Source organism: Streptococcus sp. HMSC36C04 (assembly GCF_001839535.1).
GTDB classification, from domain to species: Bacteria; Bacillota; Bacilli; order Lactobacillales; family Streptococcaceae; genus Streptococcus; species Streptococcus hominis.
The window spans coordinates 40,054-61,587 of the sequence record NZ_KV841606.1 but is presented as its reverse complement, the minus strand read 5'-3'; the positions used below and the strand labels follow the sequence as shown (position 1 = coordinate 61,587).

General features: G+C 40.1%; 19 protein-coding genes. All 19 read left to right on the top strand.

Translation table 11 applies throughout. The features are described 5' to 3' along the window. Positions 1-73 precede the first annotated feature (73 nt). Positions 74-1,984: a 1,4-alpha-glucan branching protein GlgB gene (gene glgB, locus HMPREF3249_RS08435; protein WP_003028051.1), complete on the top strand. Its 1,911-nt coding sequence runs from the start codon at positions 74-76 to the stop codon at positions 1,982-1,984. Positions 1,985-1,987: 3 nt separating this feature from the next. After that, the gene (locus HMPREF3249_RS08430; RefSeq protein WP_057489607.1) at positions 1,988-3,130 is read left to right on the top strand and encodes a glucose-1-phosphate adenylyltransferase; all 1,143 of its coding nucleotides are present in this window, start codon (positions 1,988-1,990) and stop codon (positions 3,128-3,130) included. Next, on the top strand, positions 3,120-4,259 hold the full coding sequence (gene glgD / locus HMPREF3249_RS08425; RefSeq protein WP_003028053.1) for a glucose-1-phosphate adenylyltransferase subunit GlgD: 1,140 nt from the start codon (positions 3,120-3,122) through the stop codon (positions 4,257-4,259). Before HMPREF3249_RS08430 ends, glgD begins: the two co-directional genes overlap by 11 nt. Further along, complete coding sequence (gene glgA / locus HMPREF3249_RS08420; protein ID WP_049533577.1) at positions 4,256-5,686, top strand: glycogen synthase GlgA; 1,431 nt, start codon at positions 4,256-4,258, stop codon at positions 5,684-5,686. Before glgD ends, glgA begins: the two co-directional genes overlap by 4 nt. Positions 5,687-5,710: 24 nt before the next feature. Next, a complete protein-coding gene (locus HMPREF3249_RS08415) occupies positions 5,711-8,107 on the top strand; it encodes a glycogen/starch/alpha-glucan phosphorylase (protein WP_049533576.1) in 2,397 nt (798 codons plus the stop codon). A gap of 331 nt (positions 8,108-8,438) precedes the next feature. Beyond that, positions 8,439-8,639 (top strand): F0F1 ATP synthase subunit C, encoded by a 201-nt coding sequence (locus HMPREF3249_RS08410; protein ID WP_003025282.1) that lies wholly within the window; start codon positions 8,439-8,441, stop codon positions 8,637-8,639. A 39-nt stretch (positions 8,640-8,678) separates the two neighbouring features. Then, a complete protein-coding gene (gene atpB, locus HMPREF3249_RS08405) occupies positions 8,679-9,392 on the top strand; it encodes a F0F1 ATP synthase subunit A (protein WP_003028057.1) in 714 nt (237 codons plus the stop codon). Between the two features lie 14 nt (positions 9,393-9,406). Continuing rightward, complete coding sequence (gene atpF / locus HMPREF3249_RS08400) at positions 9,407-9,901, top strand: F0F1 ATP synthase subunit B (RefSeq protein ID WP_003028058.1); 495 nt, start codon at positions 9,407-9,409, stop codon at positions 9,899-9,901. Next, a complete protein-coding gene (locus tag HMPREF3249_RS08395) occupies positions 9,901-10,437 on the top strand; it encodes a F0F1 ATP synthase subunit delta (protein ID WP_003028060.1) in 537 nt (178 codons plus the stop codon). Before atpF ends, HMPREF3249_RS08395 begins: the two co-directional genes overlap by 1 nt. Before the next feature lie 15 nt (positions 10,438-10,452). Continuing rightward, complete coding sequence (gene atpA, locus HMPREF3249_RS08390; RefSeq protein ID WP_003028061.1) at positions 10,453-11,958, top strand: F0F1 ATP synthase subunit alpha; 1,506 nt, start codon at positions 10,453-10,455, stop codon at positions 11,956-11,958. 15 nt (positions 11,959-11,973) lie between these two features. Beyond that, a complete protein-coding gene (locus tag HMPREF3249_RS08385) occupies positions 11,974-12,852 on the top strand; it encodes a F0F1 ATP synthase subunit gamma (protein ID WP_003028065.1) in 879 nt (292 codons plus the stop codon). Between the two features lie 34 nt (positions 12,853-12,886). Further along, positions 12,887-14,293: a F0F1 ATP synthase subunit beta gene (gene atpD / locus HMPREF3249_RS08380; RefSeq protein WP_003025268.1), complete on the top strand. Its 1,407-nt coding sequence runs from the start codon at positions 12,887-12,889 to the stop codon at positions 14,291-14,293. Positions 14,294-14,303: 10 nt separating this feature from the next. Further along, positions 14,304-14,723, top strand: a complete 420-nt coding sequence (locus HMPREF3249_RS08375) for a F0F1 ATP synthase subunit epsilon (RefSeq protein ID WP_003028068.1) — start codon at positions 14,304-14,306, stop codon at positions 14,721-14,723. Positions 14,724-14,823: 100 nt separating this feature from the next. Continuing rightward, on the top strand, positions 14,824-15,054 hold the full coding sequence (locus HMPREF3249_RS08370) for a DUF1146 family protein (RefSeq protein ID WP_018543445.1): 231 nt from the start codon (positions 14,824-14,826) through the stop codon (positions 15,052-15,054). Between the two features lie 38 nt (positions 15,055-15,092). Beyond that, positions 15,093-16,373: a UDP-N-acetylglucosamine 1-carboxyvinyltransferase gene (gene murA / locus HMPREF3249_RS08365; protein ID WP_003028071.1), complete on the top strand. Its 1,281-nt coding sequence runs from the start codon at positions 15,093-15,095 to the stop codon at positions 16,371-16,373. Next, positions 16,366-16,542: a DNA-directed RNA polymerase subunit beta gene (locus HMPREF3249_RS08360; protein ID WP_003028073.1), complete on the top strand. Its 177-nt coding sequence runs from the start codon at positions 16,366-16,368 to the stop codon at positions 16,540-16,542. The genes murA and HMPREF3249_RS08360 overlap by 8 nt, the downstream gene beginning before the upstream one ends. Positions 16,543-16,640: 98 nt before the next feature. Further along, entirely contained in the window at positions 16,641-17,486 is an 846-nt protein-coding gene (locus HMPREF3249_RS08355; protein WP_049533575.1) for a DNA/RNA non-specific endonuclease, read from the top strand. Between the two features lie 289 nt (positions 17,487-17,775). Next, a complete protein-coding gene (locus tag HMPREF3249_RS08350) occupies positions 17,776-19,512 on the top strand; it encodes an ABC transporter ATP-binding protein (RefSeq protein ID WP_049533574.1) in 1,737 nt (578 codons plus the stop codon). A gap of 9 nt (positions 19,513-19,521) precedes the next feature. Beyond that, positions 19,522-21,291, top strand: coding sequence for an ABC transporter ATP-binding protein (locus HMPREF3249_RS08345; RefSeq protein WP_049533573.1), 1,770 nt, complete (start codon positions 19,522-19,524; stop codon positions 21,289-21,291). Positions 21,292-21,534: the final 243 nt, after the last annotated feature.

Here is a 21,534-nt window from a genome sequence, read left to right as displayed (position 1 = left end):
AATTTACTTGAAAAGCAATAGGAAAAATAGTAAAATAGAATCATAGAAAACGCTTACAAAACGAGGTGAAAAAATGGATAGACAAGAAGCATTGAGAACTTTTACCACAGGTGAAAATTTCCATTTGCAGCACTATTTGGGGGCTCATCAAGATGAAGTAGATGGGCAAAGTGGCTATACATTTCGTGTATGGGCACCGAATGCTCAGAGTGTGCATCTGATTGGAGACTTTACCGACTGGTATGAAAATCAAATCCCTATGGCACGTAATGAAGGTGGCGTATGGGAAGTGTTTACGGATTTACCTAAGGAAGGAGACATTTACAAATACAACATCAAACGAAGTAGCGGGCAAGAAATTTTGAAAATTGATCCGCTGGCAGTTTATTTTGAAAAACGTCCTGGTACAGGTGCAGTAATTCGGACGATTCCAGAAAAGAAATGGAAAGATGGTCTATGGTTAGCTCGCAGAAAACGTTGGGGATTTTTCTCACGTCCAGTGAATATTTACGAAGCTCATGCAGGTTCCTGGAAGAAAAATGAGGATGGTAGCCCGTATTCATTTGCTCAATTAAAAGATGAACTGATTCCTTATTTGGTTAAAATGAATTATACTCATGTGGAATTCATGCCACTAATGGCGCATCCACTTGGATTGAGCTGGGGTTATCAGCTAATGGGATATTTTGCACTTGAGCACACGTATGGAACGCCTGAAGAGTTTCGTGATTTTGTTGAAGAATGTCATGTCAATAATATCGGAGTTATTGTTGACTGGGTGCCGGGTCATTTTACTATCAATGATGATGCCTTGGCTTATTATGACGGTACACCTACGTTTGAATATCAGGATCATGACCGTGCCCATAATTACGGCTGGGGCGCTCTCAATTTTGACTTAGGAAAGAATGAAGTGCAGTCTTTCTTGATTTCTAGTATCAAGTTTTGGATTGACTTTTATCACTTAGACGGAATCCGCGTGGATGCTGTTAGCAACATGCTCTACCTAGATTATGATAGTGGTCCATGGCAACCAAATATTGACGGGGGCAATCGCAACTACGAAGGCTATTACTTCCTTCAACGCTTGAACACGGTTATCAAACTGGCTCATCCAGATGTCATGATGATTGCAGAGGAAAGCACGAGTGATACAAAGATTACAGGTATGGCAGAAATGGGTGGTCTTGGATTTGACTACAAGTGGAACATGGGCTGGATGAATGACATTCTGCGCTTCTACGAAGAAGACCCAATTTACCGCAAGTATGATTTTAATCTAGTAACCTTTAGTTTTATGTATGCTTTCTCTGAAAATTTCTTACTGCCATTCTCTCATGACGAAGTGGTGCATGGTAAGAAGAGCCTCATGCATAAGATGTGGGGAGACCGCTACAATCAATTTGCTGGTCTGCGAAATCTCTATACATATCAAATGTGTCACCCAGGTAAGAAATTACTTTTCATGGGTAGTGAATGGGGACAATTCTTAGAGTGGAAATGCGAAGAATCTTTGGAATGGCGTGATTTGGCTGATGATATGAATGCCAAGATGCAGCATTTCACTTCTCAGCTCAATCAGCTTTATAAAGAAAATCGTGTTTTATGGGAAAATGACTTGAGTTGGGACGGTTTAGAGATTATTGATGCGGATAATACAGATCAAAGTGTGCTTTCCTTTATTCGGAAAAATGACAAGGGAGATATGTTAGTTTGCGTCTTTAATATGGCTCCGGTAGAGCGCAAAGACTTTACCATTGGTGTTCCGGTAGCAGCCATATATGAAGAAATTTGGAATACGGAATTAGAAGAATGGGGAGGTGTGTGGAAAGAGCACAATCAAACGGTTCAGTCTCAAGAAGGCTTGTGGAAGGATTATCCTCAGACGTTGACCTTTACTTTGCCAGCATTAGGGGCAAGTATTTGGAAGATTAAACGTCGTGTGAAATCAGCAAATGTAAGTAAAAAGTCCAAAAAGGAGTAACAAATGAAGAATGAAATGCTAGCTTTGATTCTTGCCGGTGGGCAAGGAACGCGTCTTGGAAAACTCACTCAAAGTATTGCCAAACCAGCAGTACAATTTGGTGGACGTTACCGTATCATTGACTTTGCTTTGTCCAATTGTGCGAATTCAGGGATTCATAATGTTGGTGTCATTACTCAATATCAACCATTAGCTTTGAATAGTCATATTGGGAATGGCTCTAGTTGGGGACTTGACGGCATTAATACAGGAGTATCCATTCTCCAGCCTTACTCAGCAAGTGAAGGAAATCGTTGGTTTGAAGGAACGAGCCATGCGATTTATCAAAACATTGATTATATTGATACTATCAATCCTGAATATGTCTTGATTTTGTCTGGTGATCACATTTACAAAATGGATTATGATGATATGCTTCAGTCTCATAAAGATAACAATGCCAGCTTAACAGTGGCTGTTCTAGATGTCCCTCTGAAAGAAGCCAGTCGTTTTGGTATTATGAATACAGATGCCAATAACCGCATTGTCGAATTTGAAGAAAAACCGGCTGAACCTAAGTCTACAAAAGCTTCTATGGGAATTTATATCTTTGACTGGAAACGCCTGCGTACTATGCTGGTAGCTGCTGAAAAGAGCAATGTAGATATGTCTGACTTCGGTAAGAATGTTATTCCAAATTATCTTGAATCCGGCGAAAGTGTCTATGCTTATGAATTTAAGGGATATTGGAAAGATGTTGGAACGATTGAATCTCTCTGGGAAGCTAATATGGAATATATCGATCCCAATAATGCCTTAGATAGCCGTGATCGTCAATGGAAAATTTACTCACGGAACTTGATTTCCCCACCAAACTTCCTTGGAGAGAACGCTCATGTTGAAGATTCTTTGGTTGTGGACGGCTGTTTGGTAGATGGCACGGTTAAACATTCGATTCTTTCTACGGAAGCTCAGGTGCGTAAAGATGCAGTTGTAGAAGATTCTGTTGTTATGAGTGGAGCTATCATTGGTCAAGGAGCAAAAATCAAACGTGCTATTATCGGTGAAGGAGCTATCATTTCTGATGGTGTAGAAATTGATGGAACAGACGAAGTACAAGTTATCGGATACAATGAGAAAGTGGGGGTACCATCAGATGAAGATTGATAAATATTCAGCAATTTTAGGAAATACAGTTGGATTTCATGATATGTCTACTTTGACAAGTCATCGTCCAGTTGCCAGCTTGCCTTTTGGTGGGAAATATCGGTTGATTGACTTTCCATTATCCAGCTTAGCAAATGCAGGGATTCGGAGCGTCTTTTGCATTTTCCAACAAGATAATATTAGTTCTGTCTTTGACCATATCCGTTCTGGACGTGAATGGGGGCTGTCTACTCTTTTGAGTCACTACTATCTTGGTATTTATAATACGCGCGTAGAAAGTTCTACTGTTGGTAAAGAATACTACGAGCAATTATTGACCTACTTAAAACGTTCGGGCAGCGATCAAACGGTAGCATTGAACTGTGATGTTTTGGTGAACATCGACTTGAACCAAGTCTTCCACTTACATGGTACAACTGATCAACCGATTACAGTTGTCTATAAAAAATTACCAAAAGAAGAAATTTCCGAAGTCAACGCTGTTTTGGAAATTGATGAAACAGATCATGTGAAAAATCACCATCTTTTTGATGATAAAAAAGATCAGGATTTGTACAACATGTCAACGGATATCTTTGTTGTGGATACACCTTGGCTGATTGAAAAGTTAGAAATAGAAGCACAAAAAGAATTTCCTCAAAAATTACGTTATGTTTTACGTGATTTAGCTACTCAGGAAAAAGCATTTGCTTATGAATATACGGGTTATTTAGCAAATATTCATTCTGTCACTTCGTACTTCAATGCCAATATTGATATGCTTGATTCGCAAAAATTCTATTCTCTTTTCTCCCCAAATCAAAAGATTTATACTAAAGTAAAAAATGAAGAGCCAACTTATTATGCAGTCGGTTCTAAGGTTTCAAATTCTCAATTCGCTTCTGGTAGTATCGTGGAAGGAGAAGTGATTGATTCTGTCATTTCTCGTAATACCCGCGTTAACAAAGGAAGTAGTGTTAAAAGCAGCATTCTCTTCCCACGTGTCCTTATTGGTGAAAATGCTGTTGTAGAAAATGCTATTTTAGATAAGGGTGTTGAGGTTGCTGAGAATGTGACCATTCGAGGAACAGTTGATAACCCAGTTGTCATTAAAAAAGGTGAAAAAGTAACAGAGGATAGAATTCAATGAAAATTTTATTTGTAGCAGCAGAAGGGGCACCTTTTTCTAAAACAGGAGGTTTGGGAGACGTCATTGGCGCTCTCCCTAAATCTCTTGTGAAGGCAGGTCATGAAGTGGGCGTCATTCTTCCATACTATGATATGGTGGATAAAAAGTTTGGCGACCAAATGGAAGACTTGTTCCATTTTGAAGTGAAGGTCGGTTGGCGTGGTCAATATGTAGGCGTGAAACGTACCGTTTTAAATGGTGTGACCTTCTACTTTATAGACAATCAATACTATTTCTTCCGTGGACATGTTTATGGCGATTTTGATGACGGCGAACGCTTTGCCTATTTCCAAATGGCAGCTGTTGAGTTAATGGAGCGAGTGGATTTTATTCCAGATGTTCTCCATGTGCATGATTATCATACAGCGATGATTCCATTTTTGGTGAAAGAAAAATACCATTGGATTCAGGCTTATCATGGTATTCGGACTGTTTTAACCATTCATAATTTAGAATTTCAAGGGCAATTTTCGGATGGCATGCTCTGGGATTTATTCGGAGTGGGTTATGAGCGCTATGCAGATGGAACATTGCGTTGGAATGACTGCCTCAACTGGATGAAAGCAGGGATTTTATATGCAGATCGTGTAACAACTGTATCACCAAGTTATGCACATGAAATTATGACACCAGAGTTCGGTTGCGGTTTGGATCAAATTTTGCGGATGGAGTCGGGTAAAGTCTCAGGTATTGTCAATGGAATCGATACAGATATTTATAATCCAGAAACAGATGCGTTACTGGATCATCATTTTAATAAAGATGATTTATCTGGCAAACTTGCTAATAAGCGTGCGTTGCAGGAAAAAGTTGGTCTACCTGTTCGAGATGATGTACCTTTAGTAGGGATTGTATCACGTTTGACTCGGCAAAAAGGTTTTGATTTAGTTGTGGATCAATTACACAATTTACTACAAGATGATGTACAAATTATCCTTTTAGGAACAGGAGACCCATCTTTTGAGCAATCATTTGCTTGGTTTGGTCAAGCTTATCCAGAAAAATTATCCGCTAATATCACTTTTGATGTGAAATTAGCCCAAGAAATTTATGCAGCTTGTGATATGTTCTTGATGCCGAGTCGCTTTGAGCCGTGTGGATTGTCCCAAATGATGGCCATGCGTTATGGAACATTGCCACTTGTACATGAAGTTGGTGGTCTTCGTGACACCGTTCAACCCTACAATGCTTATGAAGGAACAGGAACTGGATTTAGCTTTAATAATTTCTCAGGTTACTGGCTGAAATGGACATTTGACATGGCTATTGACGTATACCACAATGATAAAGATACATGGTATAACCTTCAAAGACAGGCTATGGAACGCGATTTTTCATGGGATACAGCTAGCCAAGCTTACAGTCATTTGTACCAATCTCTTTATTGATAGAAAGGAGTTTGCCGTTAAGAAATGAAACTAACAAAAGAGCAGTTTCTTCATGATTTTAAGGATATTTTGCATGAAGAACAATTGATTAAAGTAGAAGATGCCACTCCGGCAGAACTGTTTCAAACCTTAGCACGTACAATTCGCAAATACATCACTCCTATGTGGTTGGAGCGACGAAACAAATTAGTAGAAGACAAGCAAAAAATTGCTTATTACTTTTCGATTGAATTTCTACCTGGGCGGATGCTGGAAACTAATTTGCTAAATCTTGGAATCCTCGATGTTGTCAAAGAAGGTTTTGACGAATTAGGTATTGATTTTACAGCTGTAAAACGGGCTGAACACGATATGGCATTAGGGAATGGCGGTCTTGGTCGCCTTGCAGCAGCTTTTATGGATTCGCTTGCAACTACAGGCTATCCGGGATTTGGTAATGGAATCCGCTATCGCTACGGACTTTTCAAACAAAAAATTGTGGACGGTTACCAAGTCGAGTTGCCTGATGATTGGTTTGGTAGTCTAGGAAACGTCTGGGAAACGCGGAAAGATCACGATGTTGTAGATGTCAAAATTTTTGGGAATGTCTATCTTCAAGCCAACAAGGAAGGTCGGATCGTTCCTGTTTATGAAAATTCACAAACTCTTCGTGCAGTACCTTACGACGTGCCACAAATTGGTTTTGAAAATGATACTGTCAACAATCTTCGTTTATGGGATGTTGAAATTCCTGAAGAATATGAACTAGAATATCCAACGATTGAAGCACGCCGCAAAGTGCAAGATATTACGGCTATTTTGTATCCAGATGATTCAAGTTACGAAGGAAAAGAACTGCGCTTGATTCAAGAATATTTCATGACTAGTGCGGGTTTGCAGACGATTATCAAATCTTATCGGAAACAAGGCCTGCCTTTAGAGCAAATTCCTGAAAAGGTATCGGTCCATATCAACGATACCCATCCAGCGGTTGCACCAGCAGAATTTATGCGGCTTTTACTTGATGACTGCGGTCTTGAATGGGCGGACGCCTGGAATGCAACAGTGAAGACGATGAGTTATACCAATCACACCATTCTTTCGGAAGCTTTGGAAAAATGGGACGCGGAACTCTTTAAAAATGTTCTTCCTCGTGTTTACCAAATCATTCTTGAAATTGACAATCGCTATGTTTCTGATATGGCTGCACGCGGTATTGATCCGCAAGTGATTGAAAATACTCGGATTGTCAAAGATAATCAAGTCCACATGGCGCATCTTGCGATTATTGGTGGGCATTCGGTCAATGGAGTGGCAAAACTTCACACAGAGTTGCTCAAAGAAGATACGTTGCGTGACTTTTATGCTATTTATCCTGAAAAATTCAATAATAAAACGAATGGCATCATTCAACGTCGCTGGTTGCAAATTGCAGATGAACCATTGTCAAATGAAATTGATCGTTTAATTGGTAAGGGCTGGCGGACGGATATTCATGAACTTCGCAGACTTTTAGACTACAAAGATGATCGGCAAGTTTTGAGTGAATTTTATAATGTCAAGCAAGAAGCCAAGGCGCGCTTAGCAGTTTTCATCAAAGAATCTACAGGAGTGGAAGTGTCAACGGAAGCTATCTTTGATGTACAAGTGAAACGGCTTCATGCTTATAAGCGTCAATTGCTCAATTTGCTCCATATTCTTAAACTATATTGGGATTTAAAAGACAATCCTAATAAAGATATGGTGCCACGTGTCTTCATTTTTGGTGCCAAGGCAGCGCCGGGTTATCATTTTGCCAAATCTGTTATCAAATTGATCAACGAAGTGGCAAATCTTGTCAATAATGATGAGAGTCTACAAGGCAAGCTAAAGGTTGTTTTCCTTGAAAATTATCGGGTCAGCTTGGCTGAACTCATCATTCCTGCTGCAGATGTGTCAGAGCAAATCTCGCTTGCTTCTAAGGAGGCTTCCGGCACATCTAATATGAAATTCATGATGACAGGTGCCATTACTCTGGCAACTCTTGATGGAGCCAATATTGAAATCAAAGATGAAGTCGGAGATGACAATATTGTAATTTTCGGTATGGACAAAGACGAAGTCTATGACCATTATGCCCGTCATGATTACTACTCACGTGGTGTTTATGAAAGCAATCCTGTGGTTCGCCGTGTGGTGGATAGCTTTGTGGACGGAACTATTCCAAATGTCCGAAATGAAGGTTCTGAGATTTATGAAGCTTTGATTACGCACAATGACGAATACTTCCTTCTGGAAGATTTTGCTTCGTACGTAGCGGCTCAAGAAAAGATTGATCAACTCTATCGTGACAAAGGGAAATGGGCGCGTATGAGCCTTATTAATATCGCAACATCTGATAAATTCACATCAGATGATACGATTGAACAATACGCCAAAGAAATTTGGAACCTAAAAAAGTAATAAGCTAGGGGCTGGGACTTATCCAGCCTCTTTGTTGAAAAAGTGAATTGTAGTTTTTGTCTATATTTAATCGATAAAGATTACCTATAATATACATATATAGGAAAAAATTCGATAATTGGAAATAGCTATTTCTACATCAACAAACTGATAGTGGGATCAAGTTCGTTTTACTACTATTCTACAACCACAATTGTTGCAGGATAGCCTACTTTTTTGGAAATTGAAAGAAATCCGTATAAAACGTTTCCAAAAGACAAAAACATTTGACAAAAAGAATTTTTAGGACTAAACTAAGTAAGTAAATTTTAAACATAAAGGAGAATTCATCATGAATTTAACATTTTTTGGATTATGTCTTGCCTGTATGGGTGTTTCACTCGCTGAAGGGTTTTTAATGGCAAATCTATTTAAATCAGCATCACGTCAGCCAGAAATCATTGGTCAGTTGAGAACACTTATGATCATGGGGATTGCCTTTATCGAAGGTACTTTCTTCGTAACACTTGCGATGTCATTCATCATTAAATAAGAAAAGAAAGTTATCCTTTAGAAAAGGGGGTGGAGTTCGTTGGAAGAAAGTGTAAATCCAACTATCACTTTAGGTCCTGTGACCTTTGATTTGACTCTACTTGCTATGTCTCTTCTAACCGTACTTATCGTATTTGCTTTCGTCTATTGGGCTAGTCGGAAAATGACGCTGAAGCCTTCTGGTAAGCAAAACGTCTTAGAATACCTCTATGATTTTGTCATTGGCTTTACAAAGGGCAATATTGGCGATAAGTATATGAAGAATTACTCTCTATTTATCTTTTCCTTATTCCTTTTCGTTGCAGTAGCTAATAACCTTGGCTTGATGGCAAAAGTGCAGACAACCAAGGGATATAACTTGTGGACATCTCCAACAGCTAATCTTGCATTTGACCTAGGATTTTCATTCTTGATTACCTTGATTTGTCACATTGAAGGGATTCGCCGACGTGGGGTGAAAGCGTATCTCAAAGCTTTTGCGACACCTGCTGGAATGACACCGATGAATATTTTGGAAGAATTCACCAATTTTGCTTCTTTGGCTTTGCGGATCTATGGTAATATCTATGCAGGGGAAGTTCTGTCTGGCTTGTTATTAACTTTGTCACAACAAGCTGCTGCTTGGTATCCAATAGCATTTGTCTTGAATCTTGTTTGGACAGCTTTTTCAGTCTTTATTTCATGTATTCAAGCCTATGTATTTACCATGTTGACATCTATGTATCTAGGTAAGAAAATTAATGGTGAGGAATAGAAGGGAGAAAAGAGATGAATATTACTTTAGGTAGTCTTATTGGGGATTTTATCCTTGTAGCAGGCTCATTTCTTCTGTTAATCGTTTTAATTAAGAAATTTGCCTGGGATAATATTACAAGTACTTTTGAGCAACGTGCCAAAAAGATTTCGGATGATATTGATGGCGCAGAATCTGCTCGTCAAAAAGCAGAAGATTTGGCTCAAAAGAGAGAAACAGAATTAGCAGGTAGTCGTCAAGAAGCGACAACAATTATTGAAAATGCCAAGGAAACTGCCGAGAAAAACAAGGCAGGAATCTTGGCAGATGCAGCTGATGAAGCTGGACGTTTAAAAGAAAAGGCTAATCAAGAAATCGCTCAAACCAAAGCAGAAGCCATGAACAGTATCAAAGGTGATGTAGCCGATTTGACTGTAAATCTTGCTAGCAAAATTTTAGGTCAAAAATTGGATCAAGAAGCTCACAAAGAGCTCATTGACCGCTATATTGACAAGCTAGGAGATGCTTAATGGACAAAAAAAGATATGCGGTAATTGAAAAATATACCACACCTTTTGTCCAACTCGTGATTGAAAAAGGTCAGCAAAAAGATGTTTTTGAAAAACTTCAACAAATCAAAGACATTTTTGACAATACACATTTAGCTGCTTTTTTGTCACATATTGGTGTTGATGATACAGAAAAAGAAAGAAGCCTTCGCTATTTTCAAGGATCTGATTCATCCTTGATTGACAATTTCATTGAAGTTATTATTCATAATCATCGTGAAGATCTTTTTTATGATATTTTAGTAGAAAGTCTTCACCAGCTTGAAGAGATTAGTAATGAATTTGAAGTGACAATCAAATCAGTTCAAGGTTTATCGGAGGAGCAAAAATCTAAAATTATTCCGATTATTGAGCGAAAATTTGGATTGCAGGTCCGTTCTTTAAAAGAAGAACTGGATGCAAGCCTCATTGGTGGCTTTATCATCACAGCTAATAATAAGACAATTGATGCAAGTATTAAACGTCAATTACAAACAGTAAAAGAAAATTTGAAATAGAAAGTGGTGTGAATTTTGGCGATTAACGCACAAGAAATCAGCGCTTTAATTAAGCAACAAATTGAAAATTTCCAGCCAAATTTTGACGTCACAGAAACAGGGGTCGTCACATATATTGGTGATGGAATCGCCCGTGCTCATGGTCTTGACAATGCAATGAGTGGTGAGCTGTTGATTTTTGAAAATGGCTCATACGGTATGGCACAAAACTTAGAATCAACAGATGTAGGGATTATCATCTTAGGTGATTTCACAGATATTCGCGAAGGGGATACCATTCGCCGAACTGGTAAAATCATGGAAGTGCCTGTCGGAGATGCTTTGATTGGTCGGGTTGTTGATCCGCTTGGTCGTCCGGTTGATGGGCTTGGCGAGATTAAGACAGACAAGACGCGTCCAGTTGAAACACCTGCTCCGGGAGTTATGCAACGGAAATCTGTATCAGAACCGCTTCAAACAGGTTTGAAAGCGATCGATGCTTTGGTGCCAATTGGTCGTGGGCAACGGGAATTGATTATCGGAGACCGTCAAACTGGTAAAACAAGTATTGCGATTGATGCGATTTTGAACCAAAAGGGACAAGATATGATTTGTATCTATGTTGCCATTGGTCAGAAAGAATCAACGGTTCGTACGCAAGTAGAAACACTTCGTCAGTATGGAGCGCTGGATTACACAATCGTTGTCACAGCGTCGGCTTCTCAACCTTCACCATTGCTGTTTTTAGCACCTTATGCAGGTGTAGCAATGGCAGAGGAATTTATGTATAGTGGCAAACACGTTTTGATTGTCTATGATGATTTATCAAAACAAGCGGTTGCTTATCGTGAACTGTCACTCTTGCTTCGTCGTCCACCAGGTCGTGAAGCTTTCCCAGGAGACGTATTCTATCTTCATAGCCGTCTTTTGGAACGTTCTGCCAAAGTTTCGGATGAATTAGGTGGTGGTTCTATTACAGCGCTGCCGTTTATCGAAACGCAAGCAGGAGACATCTCCGCTTATATCGCAACCAATGTAATTTCAATTACAGACGGTCAAATCTTTTTAAGCGACAGTCTCTTTAATGGAGGTGTTCGACCTGCTATTGATGCCGGTTCATCTGTATCACGTGTAGGTGGTTCTGCACAGATAAAAGCGATGAAGAAGGTTGCCGGAACCTTGCGTATTGACCTTGCTTCTTATCGTGAACTGGAAGCATTTACCAAGTTTGGTAGTGATTTGGATGCGGCAACGCAAGCGAAATTGAATCGTGGCCGTCGGACGGTAGAAGTCTTGAAACAACCTGTTCATGAACCATTACCAGTTGAAAAACAAGTCGTTATTTTGTACGCCTTGACACATGGTTTCTTGGATAGTGTACCGGTTGATGATATTCTTCGTTTTCAAGCAGAACTGTTTGATTACTTTGATGCTCATCATGAAGACCTCTATGAAATCATTCGTACAACAAAAGACCTTCCAGAGGAAGCAGTCTTAGATGCTGCAATTACTGAATTTATCAATCAGTCTAGCTTCAAGTAAGAATAGAGGTGTCAGATGGCAGTTTCATTAAATGATATAAAAAATAAAATTGCATCCACAAAAAACACCAGTCAAATCACAAATGCTATGCAAATGGTATCTGCTGCTAAGCTAGGAAAGTCAGAAGAAGCGGCCAAGAATTTCCAAATCTATGCTTCTAAAGTCAGAAAGTTATTGACAGATTTGCTTCATGGGCATGAAGTGCAAAATTCCAAATACCACCCTATGTTGATTAGTCGTCCGGTGAAAAAAACAGCCTATATCGTTATTACATCGGATCGTGGCTTAGTAGGTGGTTATAATGCGACCATTCTCAAATCCATGATGGAACTTTTTGCAGAATACCATGATAAAGATGATTTCGTCATCATTTCAATCGGTGGTATGGGCTCGGACTTCTTTCGTGCGCGTGGTATTCAACCAATTTATGAACTACGTGGTTTAGCTGATCAACCAAGCTTTGATGAAGTTCGTAAAATCATTAACAAAACGGTTGAAATGTATCAAAACGAATTATTTGATGAATTGTATGTTTGTTATAATCATCACGTCAATAGTTTGACCAGCCAAATGCGTGTTGAACAAATGCTTCCAATCGTGGATTTGGATCCAAATGAAGCAGATGAAGACTACGTTTTGAATTTGGAATTGGAATCTAGCCGAGATGTCATTTTGGATCAATTATTGCCTCAGTTTGCTGAAAGTATGATCTACGGAGCAATTATTGATGCGAAAACAGCAGAAAATGCGGCAGGAATGACCGCGATGCAGACAGCAACAGATAACGCGAAAAAAGTTATCAATGATTTGACCATTCAGTATAATCGTGCTAGACAAGCAGCTATCACGCAAGAAATTACTGAAATTGTGGCGGGTGCAAGTGCACTAGAATAGTGTCACAGAAAATAAATATAAAGAGGAGAAAAGAATGAGCTCAGGCAAAATTGCTCAGGTTATCGGACCAGTCGTTGATGTTGCGTTTGCAGCTGGTGATAAATTACCTGAGATAAATAATGCACTTGTAGTCTATAAAAATGACGAAAAAAAATCAAAAATCGTCCTTGAAGTAGCTCTTGAGCTTGGTGACGGAGTGGTTCGGACCATTGCTATGGAATCAACTGACGGGTTGACTCGTGGCATGGAAGTCCTAGATACTGGTCGTCCAATTTCTGTCCCCGTTGGGAAAGAAACACTCGGTCGCGTCTTTAACGTTTTAGGAGATACCATTGACTTGGAGGCTCCTTTTGGTGAAGATGCAGAACGTCAACCAATCCACAAAAAAGCTCCAACTTTTGATGAGTTGTCTACTTCATCAGAAATCTTAGAAACAGGAATTAAGGTAATTGACCTCCTTGCACCTTATCTAAAAGGTGGGAAAGTCGGACTTTTCGGTGGTGCCGGTGTTGGAAAGACAGTCCTGATTCAAGAATTGATTCACAACATTGCCCAAGAACACGGTGGAATTTCTGTCTTTACTGGTGTTGGAGAACGAACGCGTGAAGGGAACGACCTTTACTGGGAAATGAAAGAATCTGGCGTTATTGAAAAAACAGCCATGGTCTTCGGTCAAATGAATGAACCACCTGGAGCACGTATGCGTGTGGCTTTGACTGGTTTGACCATTGCCGAATATTTCCGTGATGTTGAAGGTCAAGATGTGCTTTTATTCATTGACAATATCTTCCGTTTCACGCAAGCAGGTTCTGAAGTATCTGCCCTTCTTGGACGCATGCCTTCAGCCGTTGGTTACCAACCAACACTTGCGACAGAAATGGGACAATTGCAAGAACGGATTACATCAACCAAGAAAGGTTCTGTAACCTCTATCCAAGCTATCTATGTGCCAGCCGATGACTACACTGACCCTGCGCCAGCGACAGCGTTTGCTCACTTGGATTCTACAACCAACTTGGAACGGAAATTGGTGCAATTAGGGATTTACCCAGCAGTTGATCCACTTGCTTCTAGCTCCCGTGCACTTGCTCCTGAAATTGTCGGAGAAGAGCACTATGCTGTAGCAGCAGAAGTGAAACGTGTCCTTCAACGTTACCATGAATTGCAAGATATTATTGCAATCCTTGGTATGGATGAATTGTCAGACGAAGAAAAGACTTTGGTTGCGCGTGCGCGTCGGATTCAATTCTTCTTGTCACAAAACTTTAATGTTGCTGAACAATTTACTGGGCAACCAGGTTCTTATGTACCAGTTGCTGATACAGTTCGTGGCTTTAAGGAAATCCTTGAAGGAAAATATGATCATCTCCCTGAAGATGCCTTCCGTGGTGTTGGTTCTATCGAAGATGTCGTTGCTAAAGCTGAAAAAATGGGATTTTAAGAGGTGACCTATGGCTCAAATGACAGTACAAATCGTGACACCTGATGGTCTAGTTTTTGACCACCATGCAACGTTTGTTTCCGTTAAAACTCTTGATGGAGAAATGGGGATTTTACCGCATCATGAAAATATGATTGCTGTTTTGGCTGTCGATGAGGTCAAAGTGAAGCGGATTGATGATGAAGATCATGTCAATTGGATTGCTGTGAATGGTGGAATTGTCGAAGTAGCTGATAATGTAATCACCATTGTTGCAGACTCTGCCGAACGTGCTCGCGATATTGACATCAGTCGTGCTGAAAGAGCAAAATTACGTGCTGAACGTGCTATTGAAGAAGCACATGAAAAGCATTTGATTGACCAAGAACGTCGTGCCAGAATCGCTCTTCAACGTGCCATTAACCGAATTAACGTTGGAACAAGATTATAAAAAAGGCCAATTGGCCTTTTTTATAATGGCTTTTTTGTTATCGGTACATGATTCGTGTCCGATAGTTTGCTCTCATCTATTTTTTTGGTATAATGGGAATATGATTCAGTTAATTTTTACGCTTAGTAGCCATATGATCTTTATTTTTCTTTCATTTCACTTACTTTCTACTGTTGTGAATTGGGAAAAACTATTGAAAGTGAATGCTGACAATGCTTTTAGAATTCGTTTTTTGATTTTATTGCTTAGTATTGCATTAGGCTTTTTGCTCAGCTCTTTCTTCCTCAGTCTCTATACATTAGGACGTGATGTGTTTAATAGCAATTTATAAGATGAGAAAAGTAATAAAATAAGTGTTTTGGAGAAAATATGGATAAAATTATTATACAAGGCAGTTCGAATCCATTAGTTGGTTCGGTTAAAATTGAAGGTGCCAAAAATGCTGTTTTGCCTTTGCTTGCAGCAACTATTCTAGCGACGACAGGGAAAACAACTCTAACCAATGTTCCGGTTCTATCAGATGTGTTTACGATGAACAATGTGGTTCGTGGATTGAATACAAAAGTGACTTTTGAGCAAGAAGAAAACCGGATTACGGTGGATGCTACACAGCCGTTGAGTGAAGAAGCGCCTTATAAATATGTGAGTAAAATGCGTGCTTCAATTGTTGTATTAGGACCTATTTTGGCGCGTAATGGTCACGCAAAAGTTTCCATGCCGGGTGGCTGTACGATTGGAAGCCGTCCTATTGACCTTCATTTGAAAGGTTTAGAGGCAATGGGAGCAGAAATTAAGCAGACGGCTGGATTTATCGAAGCAAAAGCTGACCAATTGCATGGAGCTCATATCTATATGGACTTTCCAAGTGTAGGGGCGACACAAAACATTATGATGGCAGCAACGTTAGCAGACGGTGTGACTGTTATTGAAAATGCAGCTCGGGAGCCTGAAATTGTGGATTTAGCCGTTTTGTTAAACAAAATGGGGGCTAAAGTCCGTGGAGCAGGTACGGAAACATTAACCATTACTGGGGTTAAGGAATTGTCTGGGACAAGTCATAGCGTGGTGCAAGATCGTATCGAAGCTGGAACTTTTATGGTAGCAGCTGCTATGACAGGTGGCAATGTTCTTGTGCAAGATGCTATCTGGGAGCATAATCGTCCCCTCATTGCGAAACTGATGGAAATGGGTGTGTCTGTTACCGAAGAGGACGAAGGAATTCGGATTTGTTCGGATTTATCCAAGTTAAAAGCGGTCAATGTGAAGACTCTTCCGCATCCAGGTTTCCCGACAGATATGCAGGCGCAATTTACAGCTTTGATGACGGTTGCCAAGGGTGAGTCTACCATGATTGAGACTGTTTTTGAGAATCGTTTTCAACATCTGGAAGAAATGCGTCGGATGGGTTTACATTCAGAAATTATGCGGGACACAGCTCGTATCGTTGGTGGTCAAGCCTTGCAAGGGGCAGAGGTGATGTCAACAGACTTGCGTGCGAGTGCCGCGCTGATTTTAACAGGCTTGGTTGCAGAAGGTGAAACAAAAGTAGGACAACTAACTCATTTGGACAGAGGATATTATCAGTTCCATAAAAAGTTGGCTAACTTAGGTGCTTCTATTAAGCGAGTGAAGGAAGAAGACGATGAATAATGATTTGAAATATGTTGGAAAACAAGTCGGAATTGTTCTGATAGTCTTATTGTTGGGTTTGATTTTGTTTGCACTCGGTTTAGTTGTTGGTTATGGTGGAAAAAATCCATGGGCTATTTTATCGCCAGATAAGTGGCAGGAGATTATCAGCAAATTCACAGGACAATAGACAATAATATTGATAGGAAAAAGGGAGTGAGACAGAGGTCGTGATTTCGTAGAAATTGGCTTTGAGTCCCGCTTCCTATTTATTTAAAAGGGGGAGAAATGGCGAGAAAGAAATCCAATCAGAAAGTAGCACAAAGTGTAGCTGGTTTGGTTATAGCACTGGTTCTTGCGCTGGGAGGTTATTCTTTTAGCAATCATCATGGTAGTACGAAGCCTTCTGACAGCACTGCTATTAATCGAAGTATTCGGACGAATCATGCAGCACCCAGTCAAGAATTAGCACAGAGTGTTTTGACAGAGTCCGTTAAACGGCAACTCAAAGGAAAGATTGAATGGAATGGGGCAGGAGCCTTCACAATCAATGAAAATAAAACAACATTGGATGCTAAAGTTGCAAGCGTTCCTTATGCGGATAATAAGACTAAACTCGTCCGAGGTCAGACCGTTCCGACGGTTGCAAATGCTCTTTTATCCAAAACAACTCGCCAATATAGAAGTCGTGAAGAAACAGGAAATGGCTCCACGACTTGGACGCCTGCTGGTTGGCATCAAGTCAAGCATTTATCAGGTGAATACAACCATGCAGTTGACCGAGGACATTTGTTGGGTTATGCTTTGATTGGTAACTTGAAAGGGTTTGATGCTTCGACCAGTAACCCGAAAAATATAGCTGTGCAAACAGCTTGGGCTAATCAAGCAAATACTAGTCATTCTACGGGTCAAAATTTCTATGAAACAAAGGTTCGCAAGGCACTAGACAATAATAAACGAGTTCGGTATCGGGTGACTTTGATTTATGCCAATGAACAGGATTTAGTGCCAGTTGGTTCGCATATTGAAGCTAAATCAAGCGATAGTAGCTTGGAAATGAATGTCTTTGTTCCCAACGTACAGACAGGACTTCGGCTAAATTATCAAACAGGAGAAGTGACCGTTACCAACTAGATTATTGCTAGTGTTGCATTTATATCATCCTTTTGTTATACTATTGTTACATGAGGTCGGACAAAAAGTATCTCAGCCTCTATCTAATTTAGTGATAAGCGAATGACGCAGTAGGTGATTGGACTCTTTATTCGCTTTTCAAGCTCGAAAGAGCACCTAATCACCCTCGCGGGGGTGGGACCACGAACTTAAATTTTTCAAGATAAGTTCTGTCCCACTCCCATTTTGTCTAAAAAGTACGTTAGTGCTTTTTTATTGTGGATTTGTTTTATGAGGAGAAAGGAGAAACATGAAGTATATTTGGTCTTATTTGAAAAAATATCCCAAATGGTTGATGTTGGATTTCTTTGGTGCTGTCTTCTTTGTTGTGGTGAATCTCGGTTTGCCGACTGTTTTGGCACGAATGATTGACGAAGGGATTAATCGAGGAGAGAGCAATCGTTTGTATTATTGGGCAATTGTGATGCTCATTGTCATTTTGCTAGGAGTCTTTGGACGGATTGTCCTTGCCTATGCTGCTGGGAAATTAACGACGAGCATGGTACGTGACATGCGCAATGATGTTTATGATAAATTGCAAGAGTATTCGCATCATGAATATGAGCAAATTGGCGTTTCGTCTTTGGTGACACGGATTACCAGTGATGCCTTTGTTCTCATGCAATTTGCAGAGCAATCCTTAAAAATGGGTGTCGTCACGCCTATGATGATGATTTCCAGTGTGATGATGATTTTTGTCACCAGCCCCTCTTTAGCTTGGATTGTCGCAATTTCCGTTCCTTTTCTCGGCATTGTCGTTTGGTATATAGCAGTCAAGACTCGTCCTTTATCAGAAAAACAACAAAAAACGTTAGATAAAATCAATCAATACGCACGTGAGAATTTAATGGGGCTGCGCGTTATTCGTGCTTTTGCTCGAGAAGAATTTCAAGAAGAGCGTTTTGCTTCACAAAATGACATTTATGCGAATAATTCGAATCGTCTGTTCAAGTTAACTGGTTTGACAGAACCTCTTTTTGTTCAAATTATCATCGCGATGATTGTTGCCATTGTCTGCTTTGCTTTAAAACCACTAGGTACAGGAGATTTGCAAATTGGCGATTTAGTTGCTTTTATCGAATACAGTTTTCATGCATTGCTGTCATTTCTGTTGCTGTCTAGCTTGTTTACTATGTATCCTAGAACTGCTGTTTCGAGTGAACGGTTGAAAGAAGTAATGGAAATGCCCATTTCAATCAATCCAAACGAAGATGGTGTGACTGAGACAGATAGTCATGGTTATTTAGAGTTTGATAATGTTACCTTTGCATATCCTGGTGAAACAGAGAGTCCAGTCTTGCATAATATTTCCTTCAAAGCCAAGCCTGGTGAAACGATTGCTTTTATCGGCTCGACCGGCTCAGGGAAGTCCTCATTGGTGCAATTGATTCCGCGCTTTTATGATGTGACTTTAGGAAAGATTTTAGTGGACGGAGTGGATGTGCGTTCTTATAATCTAAAAGCACTACGGCAGAAGATAGGTTTCATTCCACAAAAAGCTCTGCTCTTTACCGGCACAATCGCAGAAAATCTGCGGTATGGGAAAGAAAATGCTAGTCGTGAGGAATTGGTGCAAGCAGCAGATGTGGCACAAGCAAGGGACTTCATTGAAAGCAAGGAAGAGCGTTTTGAAACGCATTTGGCAGAAGGAGGGAGTAATCTCTCTGGTGGTCAAAAGCAACGTCTCTCCATTGCGCGGGCAGTCGTAAAAGAGCCAGATATTTATATCTTTGATGATTCATTTTCTGCGTTGGACTATAAGACCGATGCCATTCTTCGAAGTCGACTCAAAGAAGTTACGCAAAATGCTACTGTATTGATTGTAGCACAACGCGTGGGAACCATTATGGATGCAGATCAGATTATTGTTCTGGATAAGGGAGAAATCGTTGGTCGTGGAACGCATGAAGAATTGTTGCAAGATAACGATATCTATCGCGAAATTGCTAATTCTCAGCTTAATAGTCAATCACTAACAGAAGAATAGGAGGGAAAGATGAAACAACATAGTTTTATGCGCTTGTGGAGTTACTTAAAAGTTTATAAACTCTCAGTAATCCTTGCTATCTTTTTGAAGGTGGTGAGTATTGTGATGAGCGTGCTAGAGCCTTTTGTACTTGGTCTTGCTATTACAGAATTGACACGAAATGTGCTGGACATAGCAAAAGGAGTCGAAGGCGCCAGTATAAACACAACATATGTCTTTGGAGTAATGGCACTTTACCTTTTGCGTGGTTTGTTCTATGAAATTGGGTCTTACTATTCTAATTATTTTATGACCAATGCAGTGCAAAATACAGTACGTGACATGCGTAATGAGTTGAGTTCTAAAATTAATCAAATTCCAGTTTCTTATTTTGATAAGCATCAATTTGGAGATTTGCTAGGGCGCTTTACCAGTGATGTAGAAACTGTCTCAAATGCGCTTCAACAATCATTCTTACAAGTTGTAAATGCGGTTTTGACCATTACCTTAGTTATCGGAATGGTCTTGTATCTTAATTTTCAACTGGCTTTGATAGTGATTGCTAGCATTCCGTTGACCTATTTGGGGGCAAACTTTATTTTGAAAAAATCACAACCGTATTTTAAAAAGCAAGCAGATACGCTAGGTGTCATGAATGGATTTGTTCAAGAAAATCTAACTGGTTTTAATGTGCTGAAACTCTATGGCCGTGAAGAAACATCTTCAAACGATTTTCGAGAAATCACGCAAAACCTCCAAGAAGTCGGATTCAAAGCTAGTTTTATTTCTGGCTTGATGATGCCAATTTTGAACGCAATTTCAGATTTGACTTATCTGCTTGTAGCAGTTGTTGGTGGTTTGCAAGTCATTTCTGGACAATTAACAATTGGGAACATGCAAGCATTCGTACAATATGTGTGGCAAGTAAACCAACCAATCCAAAACTTAACGCAACTAGCTGGGCAATTGCAGAGTGCTAAGTCTTCGCTGGATCGTGTTTTCCAAGTCTTGGATGAACCAGACGAAGTAACAGATGCGAAAGAGCGGCTGGAACATGATTTGACAGGTCAGGTCAGCTTCAAGCATGTTGACTTTCAATACGTGGAAAACAAACCGCTCATTCGAGACTTCAACTTAGAGGTTAAGCCGGGCGAAATGGTGGCGATTGTCGGTCCAACAGGTGCCGGAAAGACCACCCTCATCAATCTACTCATGCGCTTTTACGATGTAACAGCAGGTTCAATTTCTGTGGATGGTCACGATATTCGCAACTTATCGCGCCAAGATTACCGCAAACAATTTGGTATGGTCTTGCAAGACGCTTGGCTTTATGAAGGAACAGTCAAAGAAAACTTGCGCTTTGGAAATCTGAATGCGACAGATGAAGAGATTGTGGAAGCCGCCAAAGCAGCTAATGTCGATCATTTCATTCGGACGCTTCCAGGTGGCTATAATATGGAAATGAATCAGGAATCCAGCAATATTTCGCTAGGACAAAAACAATTGCTGACCATTGCGCGAGCACTATTGGCAAATCCCAAAATCTTAATTTTGGATGAAGCAACCTCGTCGGTTGATACGCGCTTAGAGCTTTTGATTCAAAAGGCGATGAAGAACCTCATGCAAGGACGGACAAGCTTTGTCATTGCTCACCGCTTATCGACGATTCAAGAGGCAGATAAGATTTTGGTTCTCAAAGATGGACAAATCATTGAGCAAGGAACTCACGAATCGCTTTTAGCTGATAAAGGTTTCTATTACGACTTATATACAAGTCAGTTTGCCAAGAAAGAAGCCTAACGAATAAAGGAGCAAAACAAAACTCCAACGAAACAATAAAAGCACGAACCCTGTCTTGACTAGCAGTTAGCTAATCTGGACGAGTTCGTGTTTTTCTATCCTTAGCGGCACAAAGCTAAAATGCAATTGCTCTGTCTCACAACTATTTTTTGCTAAATCTTCAAAATTGCATCATATTTCTTCCGTCCGCCCGGCGGACGAAGTGAACTAGTTTTGGTTTATAGTGTCAGCCGAGCGGATGGG